Origin of the sequence: Pseudomonas silensiensis (assembly GCF_050434865.1) — a bacterium.
GTDB classification, from domain to species: Bacteria; Pseudomonadota; Gammaproteobacteria; order Pseudomonadales; family Pseudomonadaceae; genus Aquipseudomonas; species Aquipseudomonas fluorescens_W.
The window spans coordinates 64,113-78,752 of sequence record NZ_JBNDJH010000029.1 but is presented as its reverse complement, the minus strand read 5'-3'; the positions used below and the strand labels follow the sequence as shown (position 1 = coordinate 78,752).

At 59.2% G+C, this 14,640-nt stretch carries 15 protein-coding genes; 9 read left to right on the top strand and 6 right to left on the bottom strand.

Translation table 11 applies throughout. From position 1 onward, the window contains the following. The first annotated feature begins 40 nt into the window (after positions 1-40). Positions 41-1,129 carry a tRNA epoxyqueuosine(34) reductase QueG gene (gene queG / locus QF010_RS29715; protein WP_429511268.1) on the top strand — a complete coding sequence of 363 codons (1,089 nt, stop codon included), beginning with the start codon at positions 41-43 and terminating at the stop codon, positions 1,127-1,129. On the opposite strand, the gene QF010_RS29710 is transcribed toward queG, so the two are convergent. The 3 genes from QF010_RS29710 to orn all read right to left on the bottom strand — a co-directional run bounded on the left by QF010_RS29710 (position 1,126) and on the right by orn (position 3,580). Beyond that, positions 1,126-2,175, bottom strand: a complete 1,050-nt coding sequence (locus tag QF010_RS29710) for a Fic family protein (protein WP_033055530.1) — start codon at positions 2,173-2,175, stop codon at positions 1,126-1,128. The two genes, queG and QF010_RS29710, sit on opposite strands and share 4 nt — an antisense overlap. 166 nt (positions 2,176-2,341) lie before the next feature. Then, on the bottom strand, positions 2,342-2,953 hold the full coding sequence (locus tag QF010_RS29705) for a trimeric intracellular cation channel family protein (protein ID WP_008153267.1): 612 nt from the start codon (positions 2,951-2,953) through the stop codon (positions 2,342-2,344). An 84-nt stretch (positions 2,954-3,037) separates the two neighbouring features. Further along, complete coding sequence (gene orn, locus QF010_RS29700; protein WP_046056848.1) at positions 3,038-3,580, bottom strand: oligoribonuclease; 543 nt, start codon at positions 3,578-3,580, stop codon at positions 3,038-3,040. Between the two features lie 107 nt (positions 3,581-3,687). Here orn and rsgA point away from each other — a divergent pair, with 107 nt between their 5' ends. The 4 genes from rsgA (at position 3,688) to QF010_RS29680 (ending at position 6,788) form a co-directional block, all read left to right on the top strand. Further along, positions 3,688-4,719 carry a small ribosomal subunit biogenesis GTPase RsgA gene (rsgA, locus tag QF010_RS29695; RefSeq protein WP_033055527.1) on the top strand — a complete coding sequence of 344 codons (1,032 nt, stop codon included), beginning with the start codon at positions 3,688-3,690 and terminating at the stop codon, positions 4,717-4,719. Positions 4,720-4,932: 213 nt separating this feature from the next. Further along, the gene (locus tag QF010_RS29690; RefSeq protein WP_033055525.1) at positions 4,933-5,340 is read left to right on the top strand and encodes a TIR domain-containing protein; all 408 of its coding nucleotides are present in this window, start codon (positions 4,933-4,935) and stop codon (positions 5,338-5,340) included. Between the two features lie 3 nt (positions 5,341-5,343). Continuing rightward, on the top strand, positions 5,344-6,303 hold the full coding sequence (locus QF010_RS29685; protein ID WP_033055523.1) for a caspase family protein: 960 nt from the start codon (positions 5,344-5,346) through the stop codon (positions 6,301-6,303). Continuing rightward, positions 6,303-6,788 carry a toll/interleukin-1 receptor domain-containing protein gene (locus tag QF010_RS29680; RefSeq protein WP_033055520.1) on the top strand — a complete coding sequence of 162 codons (486 nt, stop codon included), beginning with the start codon at positions 6,303-6,305 and terminating at the stop codon, positions 6,786-6,788. Before QF010_RS29685 ends, QF010_RS29680 begins: the two co-directional genes overlap by 1 nt. 42 nt (positions 6,789-6,830) lie before the next feature. Here the strand turns inward: QF010_RS29680 and motB are convergent, their stop codons facing one another. Together motB and motA are read right to left on the bottom strand one after the other, a co-directional pair. Continuing rightward, positions 6,831-7,850, bottom strand: a complete 1,020-nt coding sequence (gene motB, locus QF010_RS29675) for a flagellar motor protein MotB (protein ID WP_429534510.1) — start codon at positions 7,848-7,850, stop codon at positions 6,831-6,833. Positions 7,851-7,853: 3 nt separating this feature from the next. Further along, positions 7,854-8,705: a flagellar motor stator protein MotA gene (motA, locus tag QF010_RS29670; RefSeq protein WP_033055517.1), complete on the bottom strand. Its 852-nt coding sequence runs from the start codon at positions 8,703-8,705 to the stop codon at positions 7,854-7,856. A 166-nt stretch (positions 8,706-8,871) separates the two neighbouring features. On the opposite strand from motA, the gene QF010_RS29665 reads away from it, so the two are divergent. The 3 genes from QF010_RS29665 to asd are packed head-to-tail and all read left to right on the top strand — an operon-like array spanning position 8,872 to position 12,153. Continuing rightward, positions 8,872-10,410 carry an HDOD domain-containing protein gene (locus QF010_RS29665; RefSeq protein WP_429534509.1) on the top strand — a complete coding sequence of 513 codons (1,539 nt, stop codon included), beginning with the start codon at positions 8,872-8,874 and terminating at the stop codon, positions 10,408-10,410. A 42-nt stretch (positions 10,411-10,452) separates the two neighbouring features. Further along, on the top strand, positions 10,453-11,268 hold the full coding sequence (locus tag QF010_RS29660; RefSeq protein WP_134419803.1) for a rhodanese-like domain-containing protein: 816 nt from the start codon (positions 10,453-10,455) through the stop codon (positions 11,266-11,268). 18 nt (positions 11,269-11,286) lie between these two features. Next, complete coding sequence (gene asd / locus QF010_RS29655; protein ID WP_429511270.1) at positions 11,287-12,153, top strand: archaetidylserine decarboxylase; 867 nt, start codon at positions 11,287-11,289, stop codon at positions 12,151-12,153. 55 nt (positions 12,154-12,208) lie between these two features. On the opposite strand, the gene QF010_RS29650 is transcribed toward asd, so the two are convergent. Next, positions 12,209-12,610: a lectin OAA family protein gene (locus QF010_RS29650; RefSeq protein WP_033055626.1), complete on the bottom strand. Its 402-nt coding sequence runs from the start codon at positions 12,608-12,610 to the stop codon at positions 12,209-12,211. A 198-nt stretch (positions 12,611-12,808) separates the two neighbouring features. On the opposite strand from QF010_RS29650, the gene QF010_RS29645 reads away from it, so the two are divergent. Then, the gene (locus tag QF010_RS29645) at positions 12,809-14,587 is read left to right on the top strand and encodes a molecular chaperone (protein ID WP_429534508.1); all 1,779 of its coding nucleotides are present in this window, start codon (positions 12,809-12,811) and stop codon (positions 14,585-14,587) included. Positions 14,588-14,640: the final 53 nt, after the last annotated feature.

Genomic DNA, 14,640 nt, shown 5'->3' with positions numbered 1-14,640 from the left:
GCAGAATTATACGCACCTCAGCTCCGGTTTCTCTCGCCTCATGCCCGCAATTACCACAGACCTGCCCGCCCTCGCCCAATCCATCAAGGATTGGGGCCGCGAGTTGGGCTTTCAGCAAGTCGGCATCAGCGGCCTCGACCTGGCCGAGCATGAGCAGCACCTGGAGCGCTGGCTCGCGGCCGGCTACCACGGCGAAATGGAGTACATGGGCGCCCACGGCAGTAAACGCTCACACCCGGAAGAGCTGGTGCCCGGCACGCTTCGAGTCATTTCCCTACGCATGGACTACCTGCCGGGCGACACCGAAATGGCCAAACGTCTGGCCCAACCGGAAAAAGCCTACGTCTCGCGTTATGCCTTGGGCCGCGATTACCACAAATTGATCCGCAAACGCGTGCAACAACTGGCCGATAAAATTCAGGCCGAAATCGGCCCGTTTGGTTTTCGCGCCTTCGTAGACAGCGCGCCGGTGCTGGAAAAAGCCATCGCGGAACAGGCCGGTCTTGGATGGATCGGCAAAAACACCCTGGTCTTGAATCGCAAGGCCGGCAGTTACTTCTTTCTCAGCGAACTGTTTGTCGACCTGCCGCTGCCGGTTGACCCGCCACACAGCACCGAACATTGCGGCCGTTGCACCGCATGCCTCGACATCTGCCCGACCAACGCCTTCGTCGGCCCTTATGTACTCGACGCCCGACGCTGCATTTCCTACCTGACCATCGAACTGAAAAGCGCGATCCCGGAAGATTTGCGGCCACTGATCGGCAATCGGGTGTTCGGTTGCGATGATTGCCAGATCGTCTGCCCGTGGAACCGCTTCGCCCGTCCGTCCGGCGAAAGCGACTTCAAGCCACGGCACAATCTGGATAACGCGGAGTTGGCCGAACTGTTCATGTGGGATGAGGAGAAGTTTCTCAGCAGCACCGAAGGTTCGCCGTTACGCCGAGCGGGTTACGAGCGCTGGCTGCGAAACCTGGCGGTGGGCCTGGGGAACGCGCCGTCGAGCATTCCGGTGCTGGAAGCACTAAAGGCGCGGCGCGAACACCCTTCAGAACTGGTGCGTGAGCATGTCGAGTGGGCATTGAAGCAACATGAGCAGCGCACTGGCACCCTTGGAACTCGCCCTTAGCGGTGCAAGTTTATCCACTTGGCGCTACGCCCCTTCCCAGTCGACTCGATTAGCCCTTCAGCTTTCAATGAACGCAAAACCATACGCACGGTGTCACGACTTATGCCAGGACAAGCCTCTTCAAGCTCAGTAATCGAAAACGGTAGGGCGCGCTTCAACGCTTCAACTCGAACTCGATCGCTTTTACCTCCATGGCGCTTATCGATCTTACCGACACGCTCCTCAAACTCCTTGTAAGCGCGAAGAAGCGCCCCCCAGAAATAGTTGAGCCATGGCTGAACATCGTGCCTGCCTTCATGCCAACCTTGAGAGCTGACCTCAAGTGTTTCGTAGTAGCTTTCCTTTGAGTCCTCGAAGATCCGCTCAAGGCTGATAAAACGACCTACGCGATAATCAAACTGGTAAAGCAATAACAAGGTAAGCAGTCGAGCTACACGCCCGTTGCCATCTGAGAAAGGGTGTATGCAGAGAAAGTCGAGAATACTCAGCGGGACCAATACGAGCGGGTCTGCCAGATTTTGATCCAGTGCTCTGCGGTACTGCATAACCATATCGACCATTGCAATGGGTGTCAGATGTGCAGCGACCGGCTGAAAGCGGATACGCGAACTGCCGTCCGGATGGCGCTCGATGATGTCATTGTTCGTTGCTTTCCACTCCCCGCCATCCTGCGGTAGATAGCGATAAAGCATGCCATGCAACTGCCGAATGACGCCCTCGGAGAATGGCATCCCTTCTGCCGCCTCATGGATAAGAGAAAGCGCATCGCGGTAACCCGCAACTTCTTGCTCGGAGCGACTTTTCGGGTCCGCATTTTTGATAATCAACGACTTCAACCGACTTGGTGAAACAACCACTCCCTCCAATCGGTTCGATGACTCTGTGGACTCAATGACTGCAAGCTGCTTCAGGTCCTGGAGAATTTCTGGGGACTGGGAAACGAACAATTGTTGCTTGCCCCGGTACTCACCGAGAGCCCGCAACGTCGCGACCTGCAATCCGTTGTAGCGAAGCGTTGAGAGAAATTCAGGTGTAAGTGACCGCATAGATGTTTTTCCTGCCAAATAGGGTAACCCAGAACTAAACAGGGTAACTCGACAGCGAATTACCCTATTTATTAACTTTTTACCCTATTTTTACTGTGTGACCTAGGCGAGTTCCTCGACAGGATATTTCGACGCACACATTTTTCGACCATGCACTCCGCTGGAGTCAGGCTTCGTCGTTATAAACGAACTTCGGCATTTCCCAGTGAAAACGGATTGCCAGTAATCGCAGCAGGAAACCGCCGAACAGGGTGATCAAAATCGCCTGTTCACCGGGTAATTGCAGGTAGATGCAGAGCATGTAGCACCACGCTGCAGCGAACGAGACGCTGGCGTAGAGTTCGCGGCGGAAGATCAGCGGGATGTCGTTGCAGAAGATGTCGCGCAGAATACCGCCGAAAACTCCGGTGATCACACCGCTGACGGACGCTACGAGCATGCCGTGGCCCATTTCCAGCGCGGTCATGCAGCCGATCAGGGTGAACGCCACCAAACCCACGGCGTCGAGCACCAGAAACAGCGAGCGCAGGTGACGCATCCAGCGTGCAGCGAACACCGTGAACATCGCCGCCACCGAGGTTAGCACCAGATATTCCGGGTGCTTGACCCACGTCAACGGGTAGTGACCGAGCAGCACGTCACGCACCGAACCCCCACCCAAAGCCGTGACGCAGGCAATCAGCACCACGCCAAACCAGTCCATCCCGCGACGACCGGCAGAAAGGGCACCGGTCATGGCTTCGGCGGTAATGGCGATCAGGTAAAGCATCAGCAACATGGCGGCGGTCCTTGCAGGAAGGCGCGCAGTCTACTCACTTCACCGAAGCCCCAAAAGAGGGCAGCCGTTACGCCAGCTGCCAGATCAGAACTTGATGAAGTGCTTGCGGTAGTGCTGCAGCTCGGCGATCGATTCGCGGATGTCATCCAGGGCCAGGTGAGTGCTGCCCTTTTTGAAGCTGTCGCGCACGTCCGGCGCCCAGCGTGCGGCCAACTCTTTCAGGGTCGAGACGTCGAGGTTGCGGTAGTGGAAGAAGCTTTCCAGGGATTTCATGTGGGTATAAAGGAAGCGACGGTCCTGGCAAATGCTATTGCCACAGATCGGCGACTTGCCCTTCGGCACCCATTGTTCCAGGAAGGCGATGGTCTGGGCTTCGGCTTCGGCCATGCTGATGCGGCTGTCGCGCACCCGCTGGGTCAGGCCCGAGCCGCCGTGCTGACGGGTGTTCCACTCGTCCATGCCGGCGAGAATTTCGTCGCTGTGATGGATGGCGATCACCGGACCTTCGGCCAAGGTGTTCAGGTCACTGTCGGTGACGATAGTGGCCATTTCGATGATGACGTCGGTATCAGGGTTCAGACCGGTCATTTCCAGGTCGATCCAGATCAGATTCTGCGGGTTTTGCATGTGTCGGCTCCTAGGCAATGCTGCGCAGTTTAGCCTAGGCAACTGGCCGGGCGTGCTAAACTCGCGGCCGTTTTACCTAATCGCTGCATTCTTCATACGGAACACCCATGGCCAAACGCCAACTCAATCGTCGTCAAAACTGGCGCATCGAAAAGATTCAGGGCGAACGCGCTGCCCGCGCCGCCAAACGCGAGTCCTCGGCTGTCGAGGCACTTGAGGGTGGCGATCTGGGCCCGGAACAGACCGGCCTGGTGATCGCGCACTTCGGTGTGCAGGTCGAAGTCGAAGCCCTTGATGGCGAGCTGGCTGGCCAAGTGTTCCGCTGTCACTTGCGCGCCAACCTGCCGGCGCTGGTGACCGGCGATCAGGTGGTCTGGCGTGCCGGCAACCAGGGCATCGGCGTGATCGTGGCGCAACTGCCGCGCAAAACCGAACTCTGCCGCCCGGACAGCCGAGGTCAGCTCAAGCCTGTCGCGGCCAACGTCGACATGATCGTGATTGTCTTCGCGCCACTGCCCGAGCCTCACGCCAACTTGATCGACCGCTACCTGGTCGCCGCTGAGCACGCAGGGATTCGTCCGTTGCTGTTGCTCAACAAGTTCGACCTGATCGACGAGCAGAACGCCCCGGCGCTGAATGCCTTGCTGGCGGTTTACCGCACACTGGGTTACCCGGTGCTGGAAGTCTCGGCGCACCACGGCAATGGCATGGAGCAACTTCAAAAACAACTGGACGGACGCATCAGCGTGTTCGTCGGCCAGTCCGGCGTCGGCAAATCCTCGTTGGTCAACAGCCTGTTGCCTGAAGTCGAAGCCCGTGTCGGCCCGCTGTCCGAGTTGTCCGGCCAGGGCACTCACACCACCACCACCGCGCGGTTGTTCCACTTCCCCGGTGGCGGTGAGTTGATCGACTCCCCGGGTATCCGCGAATTCGGCCTGGGCCACGTCAGCCGTGCCGATGTCGAAGCCGGCTTCATCGAGTTCAACGACTTGATCGGCACCTGCCGCTTCCGCGACTGCAAGCACGACCGCGAGCCGGGTTGCGCCCTGCTCAAGGCCCTGGAAGAAGGCCGCGTGCAGCAGCAACGGATGAACAGCTACCGCTCGATCATCGCCAGCTTGCCTGAAAACAGCTATTAAACAGACGCGCCCGCTGCCTCGACACTGACGGGGCGGCGCGCCGCTTGTAGCATCCTACAAATATCCTCACCATTTAAACGTCAGAAACTTCTGTAAGGCGCTTGCACGCCTGCGTGTAGGGAAATTCTCTTTATCAGCGCAGGCCTTGTTACGCCCACTCAAGTGCATACATTCGAGCCCTCATCGCATTTCTGGCGATACCGAGGGACAGCCATGCAAACCTATCATTTGTTCATCAGCCACTCGTGGAACTACCCCCACGCCCACGACAACCTCGTACGGCTGCTCAACGCTAAACCCGGCTTCACGTTCAAAAATTTTTCGGTACCGCCAGACAACCCGATCATCGGCGCGAAAACCGACAAACAGCTGGAAGAAGCCATCGAAAACAAAATCCGGCCCTGCTCGGCAGTGCTGATCATGGCGGGGATGTATTCGACCTACAGCAAGTGGATCAATAAGGAAATCGAGATCGCCAAACGCATGAACAAGGTGATCATTGCGGTCAAGCCGTTTGGTGCGGAGCGGATTTCCACAGTGGTACGCCAGGCGGCGCACGCGGAGTGTGCGTGGAACACCAACAGCATCATCAGTGCCATTCGAACTCACGCGGCGGGTTGAACCATGCGCAAGGGATTGTTCATCGGGATCAACCATTACGCCCACGTCTCTCCATTGAGCGGATGCAATAACGATGCGATGGCCATGGCCTCGGTGCTGGAGCGTCACGCCAACGGGCGGCCGAACTTCAGCAGCAAGGTGCTGACCTCAGCCGAAGATGACCTTTCGCTGACGGCCATGAAGCAGCACATCCAAAGCCTGTTTTCCGGTGATTGTGATGTGGCGCTGCTGTATTTCGCCGGCCATGGCCAATTCGATACCAGCATCGACGAGGGGCTGCTGATTCCTCAGGACTTTGCACCGGGTGGCGATGGTATTCGCATCAGCGACATATTGAGTTGGGCGGACAACGCCCCCCACATCAAGAACAAAATCATCATCCTCGATTGCTGCCAGGCTGGCGCAGCCGCCGCAATGCGCGGGTTACGCGGTGGTAGCAGCGTCATCGGCGAAGGCATGACCATTCTCACCGCCTGCAAAAAAGATCAGGTTGCACTCGAAGGACGCGGCCATGGCGTGTTTACCGACCTGTTGCTGCAAGCGCTGCACGGTGGGGCCGCCAACGTATTGGGCAAGGTCACTCCCGGCAGCGTGTACTCATTCGTCGACAATGCGTTGGGCGCATGGGAACAACGGCCAGTGTTCAAGACGAACGTCTCGCAATTTGTCCCCTTGCGCGAGGTCACGCCACTGATCGCCGAAGAAACCCTGCGCAAACTCAAGGACTGGTTCCCGGAGCCCAGCCATGTCTTTGCGCTCGACCCCAGCTACGAACCCACCGAAACAACGTTCGACCCGGACCACGGCGAAGTCTTCGCCCAATTGCAAAAATGCAACCGCCACAGCCTGATCGAACCGGTGGACGCCGAGCACATGTATTACGCGGCCCTGAACTCAACCGGTTGCCGCCTTACCGCCCTCGGCGCCTATTACCGCGAACTCGCCCTCAAAGGACATTTCTGATGCCCGTATTCATCAGCTACCGTCACGTGGATCGCCCGTACGCGATCGCCATCAACAGCCGTCTGATACGGGCCAACATCAAGACCTACTTCGACGTGCTGGACCCGGAATCACAGACCACCGACGACATCACCGGGGTCATCACCCGCAACATCACGGCGTGCACGCATCTGATGGCGGTGGTCTCTGACAAGACCGCGCTCTCATGGTGGGTGCCGTTCGAAATCGGTGAAGCGACCATCAGTAACCGACGGATATGCTCATTCAAGACAGAACCGGCCGAACTGCCGCTTTACCTCGATAAATGGCCAAAGCTCAGCACCGACAAGGATCTGGATTTTTTCATTGATGCCTACCGTGAAGAGGTGGCGACCAAGCGCTCAATGACGCTGGATTCGATCAACGAATCTCTTTACGGCACCTACAAACGTAATGCCGAGCTGTTCCACGACCAGCTCAAGAACCGCATCCGACGCGGCTTCTGACAGACACAAAAAAGCCGACATCACTGTCGGCTTTTTCGTGGGTCACTGCTTCGGTGGCTCACCCGGTTTCGGCGCCGGGTTGTCGAACAGGTTCAAGCGCTCCCGAAGCTCATGCGCCGGCAACGGCTCTTTATCCGCCGGCAACGCATTCGGATCGGCAGGCACTTCGCCCGGGCCGCCCTGCCCTTGCGTCGGTTCTGGAGCCGGCTCCGCACCTTGCGAACCTTCGATGGCACGCTGGGCTTTCTTGGTCAGCACCACGATGTCGATACGGCGATTGATCGGATTGAACGGGTGCTCGCGATCGAACAACGCCGACGAGGCATAACCGACGACGCGCGCCACCTGTGCATCCGGATAGCTGCCGGCGACCAGCGCACGACGTGCAGCGTTGGCACGGTTGGCCGAGAGTTCCCAGTTACCGAAGTCACCCGTGCCCGTGTACGGCTTGGCATCGGTGTGGCCGCTGATGCTGATCTTGTTCGGCACCGCTTTAATGGTGTCGGCCATGGCCAGCAGGATGTCTTCGAAGTACGGCTTCAGACGGGCACTGCCAGAGTCGAACATCGGCCGGTTTTCGGCGTCCACAATCTGGATGCGCAAACCGTCCGGCGTGATTTCGAAACTGATCTGGTCTTTGAATTTCTTCAGCTGCGGGTTCTCTTCGACCTTGGTCTGCAGTTCTTGCAGCAACAGTTCGAGACGTTCCTTCTCGACCTGTTCGGCCATGCCTTCAACCTGCTCGGCGTCGACGGTCACTTTGTCCGGCTGCGGCTGAGATTTCACTTCGGGGTTGAGGGTGTTCTCCGGCGCCAGGGTCGGCGAGCCGCCCAGGTCGATGATGTACGGCGTGCCACTTTCGGAAAAGCCGACCGGGTCCTTGAAGTAACCGGCGATGGCGATCTTCTGTTCAGGCGTTGCGGTGGACAGCAGCCACAGCACCAGGAAGAACGCCATCATCGCCGTCGCGAAGTCCGCGAAGGCGATTTTCCAGGCGCCCCCGTGATGCCCGCCGGCGATGCGCTTGACGCGCTTGATGATTATCGGCTGGTTATTTTCCATGACTTAACGACCGCGAACCGCTTGTTCCAGCTCAGCGAAGCTAGGACGGTGCGCCGGGTACAGAACTTTACGACCGAACTCGACCGCCAGCGATGGAGGCATGCCGGAGGCTGACGCGACCAGCGAGGCCTTGATGGCTTCGTAGACGTTGAGTTCTTCCTTGGCATCGTGGGCCAGGGAATGGGCCAGCGGACCGAAGAAACCGTACGCCGCGAGAATACCGAAGAAGGTACCGACGAGAGCCGCACCGACGTGCAGGCCGATGGACTTCTGATCGCCCTCACCCAGGGAAGCCATGGTCACCACGATACCGAGTACCGCCGCGACGATACCGAAACCGGGCATGGCGTCGGCAATACCGTTCACCGCGTGGGATGGATGCTCGAGGTCTTCCTTGAGGCTGTAAAGCTCCATGTCGAACAGGCCTTCAAGCTCATGGGGAGCCATGTTGCCGGAGGACATGATGCGCAGGTAATCGCAGATGAACGCGGTCATGCGTTCGTCTTTCAATACAGTAGGGTATTTGGCGAAGATCGGGCTCGCAGCGGCGTCTTCGATGTCGCCTTCGATGGCCATCATGCCTTCTCGGCGGCTCTTGTTGAGGATCTCGTAGATCAGGCCCAGCACTTCCAGATAGAACGTGTGGTTGAAACGCGAACTGAACATGCCCAAGGATTTCTTGAGCACGTGCATGGTCATGTAACCGGGGTTGGCCTGCAAAAATGCACCGAGTGCCGCACCACCGATAATCATGACCTCGAAGGGCTGAATCAGGGCGGCAATTTTGCCATGGGAGAGCACGTATCCGCCGAGCACGCTCGCGAATACGACGATGATGCCGATTAATTTAGCCATAGGTAGGAGAGTACTTACTGAGTCGGGTTCAAGGTCATATTCGGAAGTTAAAAAATCTCTTCTTCTACTTATCGGCAAAACTGCGCCAGACTATAGCCAGTTCAGGCGAAAAGCCAATTTGGCCCGCTCCGGGCATAGGTAATGCAGACGATGATCACGTCCAACCATGGCTAACGAAACGAACGTTCCAACGCCAAAACCGACCACTCTCGAAGGCTGGGTCAAGCTTCTCGATGGCGTGCGCCTGCCCGTTCCGCAAGCCAGTCATGACCGCGTCTGCAAGGCCATCGCCAACAGTCGCAGTTCCCTGCGCGATATCGCCGAACTGATACAGGACAGCCCCGCGCTGGCGCTGAGCGTGATTCGCGAAGCCAATCGCCACACCCATGGCAGCATGACCGAGCCTGCGGAAAACCTTGAGGTTGCGATCAATCGCCTCGGTTTGAAGCGCACCGAAGAACTGCTCGCCCGCCTGCCTGCCCAGCCTCAATCCGAAATCCCGGTGGGCCTGCGTCAGCTGCAACTGATCAGCCAGCACGCGACCCAACAGGCCAACGGTTTTTTCGCCAGTCGCCTGGCGCGGCTGTGGCAGGACATCCACTGGGGCAGCCTGCTGTTTCTCTCGCCGCTCTGGCCGATGGCGTTGACCCATCCGCAGTTGCTCGAAGAGTGGGAGTTGCGGGTCATCCACAAAGGCGAGTCGGCGCGCAAAGTCGAAAAGCAATTGTTCGGCGCGCGCCTGCTGGAAATCTGCCTGGCGCTTGTGGACATCTGGCGTCTGCCGATCTGGGTGCAGCAGGGTTATCGGCTGCTGCTCAACGAGCAACGTGAGCTGGTGAAAGTGCTGCGCATCGCGCGCGACAGCGATCATCCATTGCGCCAGCAGAACCGCCTCGACGACGATCCGACCCTGCGCCGCTGGCTCAATCAACCGGCCAATACGGTGTTGCTGGCCAACGGTCTGGCGCTGTCGGCGCAACAGGCCTGGGACAGTCCGCACAGTGAACGCTGGCAGTACCTGACCAGCCTTTACCTGCAAATGCCGATGGACGAAGTGCAGCAGCAGTTGCACCAACAGGCCGCCAACAGCGCCCGCCATCACGCCATGCCGGACCTCTGGCACCCGGCCGTTTCATTGATCTGGCCGTGGGGTATGAACCGCGTTCATGCTGGATTGCTGCCAGCCCCGGCACCGACGGCCGAAGACCTGGCGAAATGGCGCAGACAGTGTGCCGAGTTGCTGGTCGAGCCCAGTCGCTTCACCAATGCCATGCACTTGACCACCTCTGCCCGGGACGCGTTGGTCGCGTGCGGCATGCGTCGGGTGATGATCCTGATGGCCGACCGCACTCACGCCAATCTGCGGGTGCATCAGACGGCCGGGCTGCCAAAAGAAGTGGCCGGCCTGAACTTCGTCGTCAGCCAGAGCACCGTACTGCAACGCCTGCTCTCGCAACAGGCCCAGGTACGCCTGACGCCGGCCAACAACGCACAATTTTCCGCCCTGTTACCGGCCAGCCTGCGCTCACAGTTCGGCGGCGAACACTTGCTGCTGCGTTCACTGGTCAATAATGGTCGGGTGATCATGATTGTGGTGGCGGATCAGGGCGGCGGGCCGTTCTCTGAAATCACCGTGCAAGCCTTCGGCAAAACCGCGCAGTGCATCGAAAAGGCACTGCACAGCTTTAGCCACCGCGGCCAATGACGCTGCGCTACAATCCTCCCCTTTGTATTCTGGAGACCTCACATGTCTGACTTCTCTGGCTTGCCGCTGGTGATCGAGCCGAGCGACTTGCTCCCTCGTCTCGACGCCCGCGATCTGATTCTGGTGGACCTGACCAGCAGCGCCCGTTATGCCGAAGGGCATATCCCCGGTGCGCGTTTTGTCGATCCGAAACGCACTCAACTCGGTCACGCGCCTGCGCCGGGACTGATGCCGCCGCAAGCGGCGCTCGAAGCGTTGTTCGGTGAGCTGGGACACAACCCCGATGCGGTCTACGTGGTCTATGACGACGAAGGCGGCGGTTGGGCCGGGCGCTTTATCTGGCTGCTGGATGTCATCGGCCACAGCAAGTACCACTATGTCGACGGCGGCCTGAAAGCCTGGCTGGCAGAAGGCTTGCCCATGTCGATCCAGATCCCGGCAGCGGTCGGCGGCCCGGTTGCGTTGACCTTGCACGACGAACCTACCGCCACCCGCGAGTACCTGCAAAGCCGCCTCGGTGCCGCCGACCTGGCGATCTGGGACGCACGCGGGCCGCTGGAGTACTCCGGCGAGAAAGTCCTGGCGGCCAAGGCCGGGCACATTCCCGGCGCGGTCAATTTCGAATGGACCGCGGGCATGGATCAGGCGCGCAACCTGCGCATCCGCACCGATATGCCGCAGATCCTGGAAAAACTCGGGATCAGCAAAGACAAAGAAGTGATTACCCACTGCCAGACTCACCACCGTTCTGGCTTCACCTATCTGGTGGCCAAATCCCTCGGTTATCCGCGGGTCAAAGGCTACGCCGGTTCCTGGGGCGAATGGGGCAACCACCCCGATACGCCCGTAGAGATTTAAGGTTTTTAAGGACAGTTAATGAATAAGCGTTTGTTTATCCTCAGCCAATACCTGCTGCCCCATCACCTGCTGTCGCGACTGGCCGGCTGCATTGCCGAATGCCGCGTGCGCTGGTTCAAAAATGCCTTTACCGCCTGGTTCGCCAAGCGCTATCAGGTGGATATGTCGCAGGCGCTGGTCGAAGACCTGACGGCTTACGAGCACTTCAATGCGTTCTTCACTCGCGCTTTGAAGGATGGTGCTCGCCCGCTAGACCAGACGCCAGGCGCGATCCTCAGCCCGGCCGACGGCGCGGTCAGCCAACTCGGTCCGATCGAACACGGTCGAGTGTTCCAGGCCAAGGGTCATAGCTTCAGCGTGCTGGAATTGCTGGGTGGCGACGCGGCCAACGCAGCGCCGTTCATGGGCGGTGATTTCGCGACGATTTATCTGTCGCCGAAAGACTACCACCGCGTGCACATGCCGTTGGCCGGCACCCTGCGCGAGATGGTCTACATCCCGGGCCGGATCTTCTCGGTCAACCAGACCACCGCCGAAAACGTTCCGGAATTGTTCGCCCGCAACGAGCGTGTGGCGTGCATTTTCGACACCGAGCGCGGGCCGATGGCCGTGGTGTTGGTGGGTGCGATGATCGTTGCGTCGATCGAAACCGTTTGGGCCGGGTTGGTCACGCCGCCGAAACGCGAGCTGAAAACCTTCCGCTACGACGAAGCTGCCCGTGCGCCGATCCATTTGGAAAAAGGTGCAGAACTGGGTCGCTTCAAGCTGGGTTCGACCGCTGTCGTGCTGTTCGGGCCTGATCAAGTGAAGTGGGCTGAAGAACTGGCGGCCGGTTCGCCGGTGCAGATGGGCCAGGGCATGGGCATGGGCCTGGCAAAAGCCTGATCCCTGATCCGACCCCGCGAACGTCTTCGCGGGGTCGGACATTTCGGTGGTGCCGTTACTCTATCTGTCCACGGAAGCCGATCGGCCCTTCGTTGGCGTAGGTATTGGTGCCACTGAGGTTTTTCCCTCCATCGCCGGAGGTCACGCTCAACGCCACAACGTTCTGATTATCCCGACCTCCGATGACCCATTTGCCACCCGGATGCCACGGGGCATCGTTGCCGCCCCACTGATTTTCAACGTTGTACTGGTTCTGGCCCGTGCGCTGAGCCTTGAAGCCAATGGGACCTTCACCCGCATACGTCATGGTGCCGGTGAAACTCTTCCCGCCATCGCCCGATTTGATATCGATCGCGACAACGTTCTGGTTGTCCCGCGCGCCTAGCGTCCAGTCTCCGCCCGGATGCCAGGGTGCCGAACTACCGCCCCATTGATTTGCCACTACATATCTAGACATAAACTTCATCTCCTTGAAGTTACAAAGAGACCTGCCCTGCGTAGGCAGCAGGCCGCACGACTGTGCGTATCCAGTCGCACGACTGTCAGATTAGTAGTACGCCTGCAGGGCACTCGACTGACAGACAAACGGTAGAAGTCCATAACTGCTACAGTCAGGTCATTCACTGCCCATTTCCCGGTTGGAGTTTTCCACGGCATGAATGAGACCAGCCCCCATCTGTTGCTACGCGCCCCGATCCCGACGCAGTTGCGCCTGTCGTTCTGTGAAGCCACCCCGCGTGATCTCAAGCGTTGGATCGCCAATCTGCCCAAAGCCAATATCGGCGAAACCGCTCGCCAGCTGTATCAAGGCTTGAGCGAACTCAACCAGCTGGTCACGCCCAGCGACAATCGCCTGCAATTGCTCGAACTGTTGCGCCCCGAGGTGTATTACGTCTGCAAACACCTTGAGCGGCATTTCCTTCATCAGTCGATTGTCCTCGACGAGCGTTCGCGCAAGATCGCCAACCTCTGTCAGGCGCTGCAGAGTCATTTGGCGATTGGCTATAAACAGATTGTCGTGCGCATCACGCCACGCTTCAGCAAAGACCGTGCGCCACTGCTGACCCAGGCTCTGCAACGAGCGATCCATTGCCTGAACGGGCCGCTGACTCGTTCTACTGAACTGTATTGCCCGGTGCCGGAAGGCCTGTGGCTGGAGCTGCATCAGCTCTACCGGATCGCCTGCGCGCACCGGCTCCAGCACACCAGCCTGCGCGATGAGCTGGCCAGCCAGAGGCAAAACCTGAGCATCGAACAGACTTACGTGGTCGCCCTGCTGTTGGGCGCCTCACGCTGCAACCAACTGCGCCAGAACCAGATTGCCCGGGTGGCCGAGGTGCTGGAGCCCTGGAGCCAATGGATCAAGCTGCAACCCGACAAACCAGCCACCGGGCTGTTTGCCGTCTCGCCAGACCTCGACACCGGACCGCGTTATCGCACCAAGTTCCGGGCCGAGCAGCAAGAGCGCTTATTGGGGATCGATCCGCAGGGGTTGGTCGCGGCAATAGAAGCTCATTTGCAAAAAACCGACAGCTCATCGCCGCTGCCCGTGCCGCCAGGGTTAAGCCTGGATACGTTGCAACACCTTCATGCCGCCTGGGGCCAGGCTGCCGAGCGCAGTTTCCAGCGCACCGTCGGCCAAGGCACGTTGACCCTGTGCATAGGCATGAGCGCGCTGCACTTTTATCTGGGCGGGCAACGCTCATTCAGCGACATCCTGAAGAACCACGGTGCCCGGCCTGCACAATTTTCGGTAACGTCAGTGACCGGCCGGGAAAAGGACCAATGGCACGAGGCCTTCGACGCCGCGCCCCAAGGCAATTCGGACACTCTATTGCCCTACGAAGAGATCGAATACCCGCAGCTTCAGAATGACGACAGCCACGAAGCATCCGACCGCAATCAGCACTTCCCGACCCATGTCCTGTCAGTGGTCAATCACAGCCCCGGCGGTTACTGCCTGGCCTGGCCTGGCGCAGTCCCTGCCGAATTACAGGCGGGTGAGATGGTCGGTATCGAGGATTTTGCCGGTCAGGGCTGGAGCATCGCGGTGGTGCGCTGGATCCGTCAGGTGCGCGGCGGTGGTACGCAGATGGGCATCGAACAGGTCGCACCCTTCGCCGAGCCTTGCGGCCTGCAACTGGTGCGCACCCGTGATGACCACAGCCAATACCTTCGCGGTCTGTTGCTGCCGCAAATCAGCGCTATCGACGTGCCGGCCACCCTGCTCGCGCCGCGCCTGCCCTTTCAGGAAGGCAACAAAGTCATGATCAATACCCACGGCGAGGAACGCCGGGTCGGGCTGGAGCGACGGGTGGCAAGCAGCAACAGCTTTAATCAGTTCGCCTACCGCCCACTGGAGACCGCCAGAAACGACAACGCCGCAGTGAGCGGCGTTGAGGAGGATTTTGATTTGTTGTGGAAAACGCTTTGAGGGTGATGCCGGTAACTGTGGCGAGGGAGCTTGCTCCCGTCTGGACTGCGTAG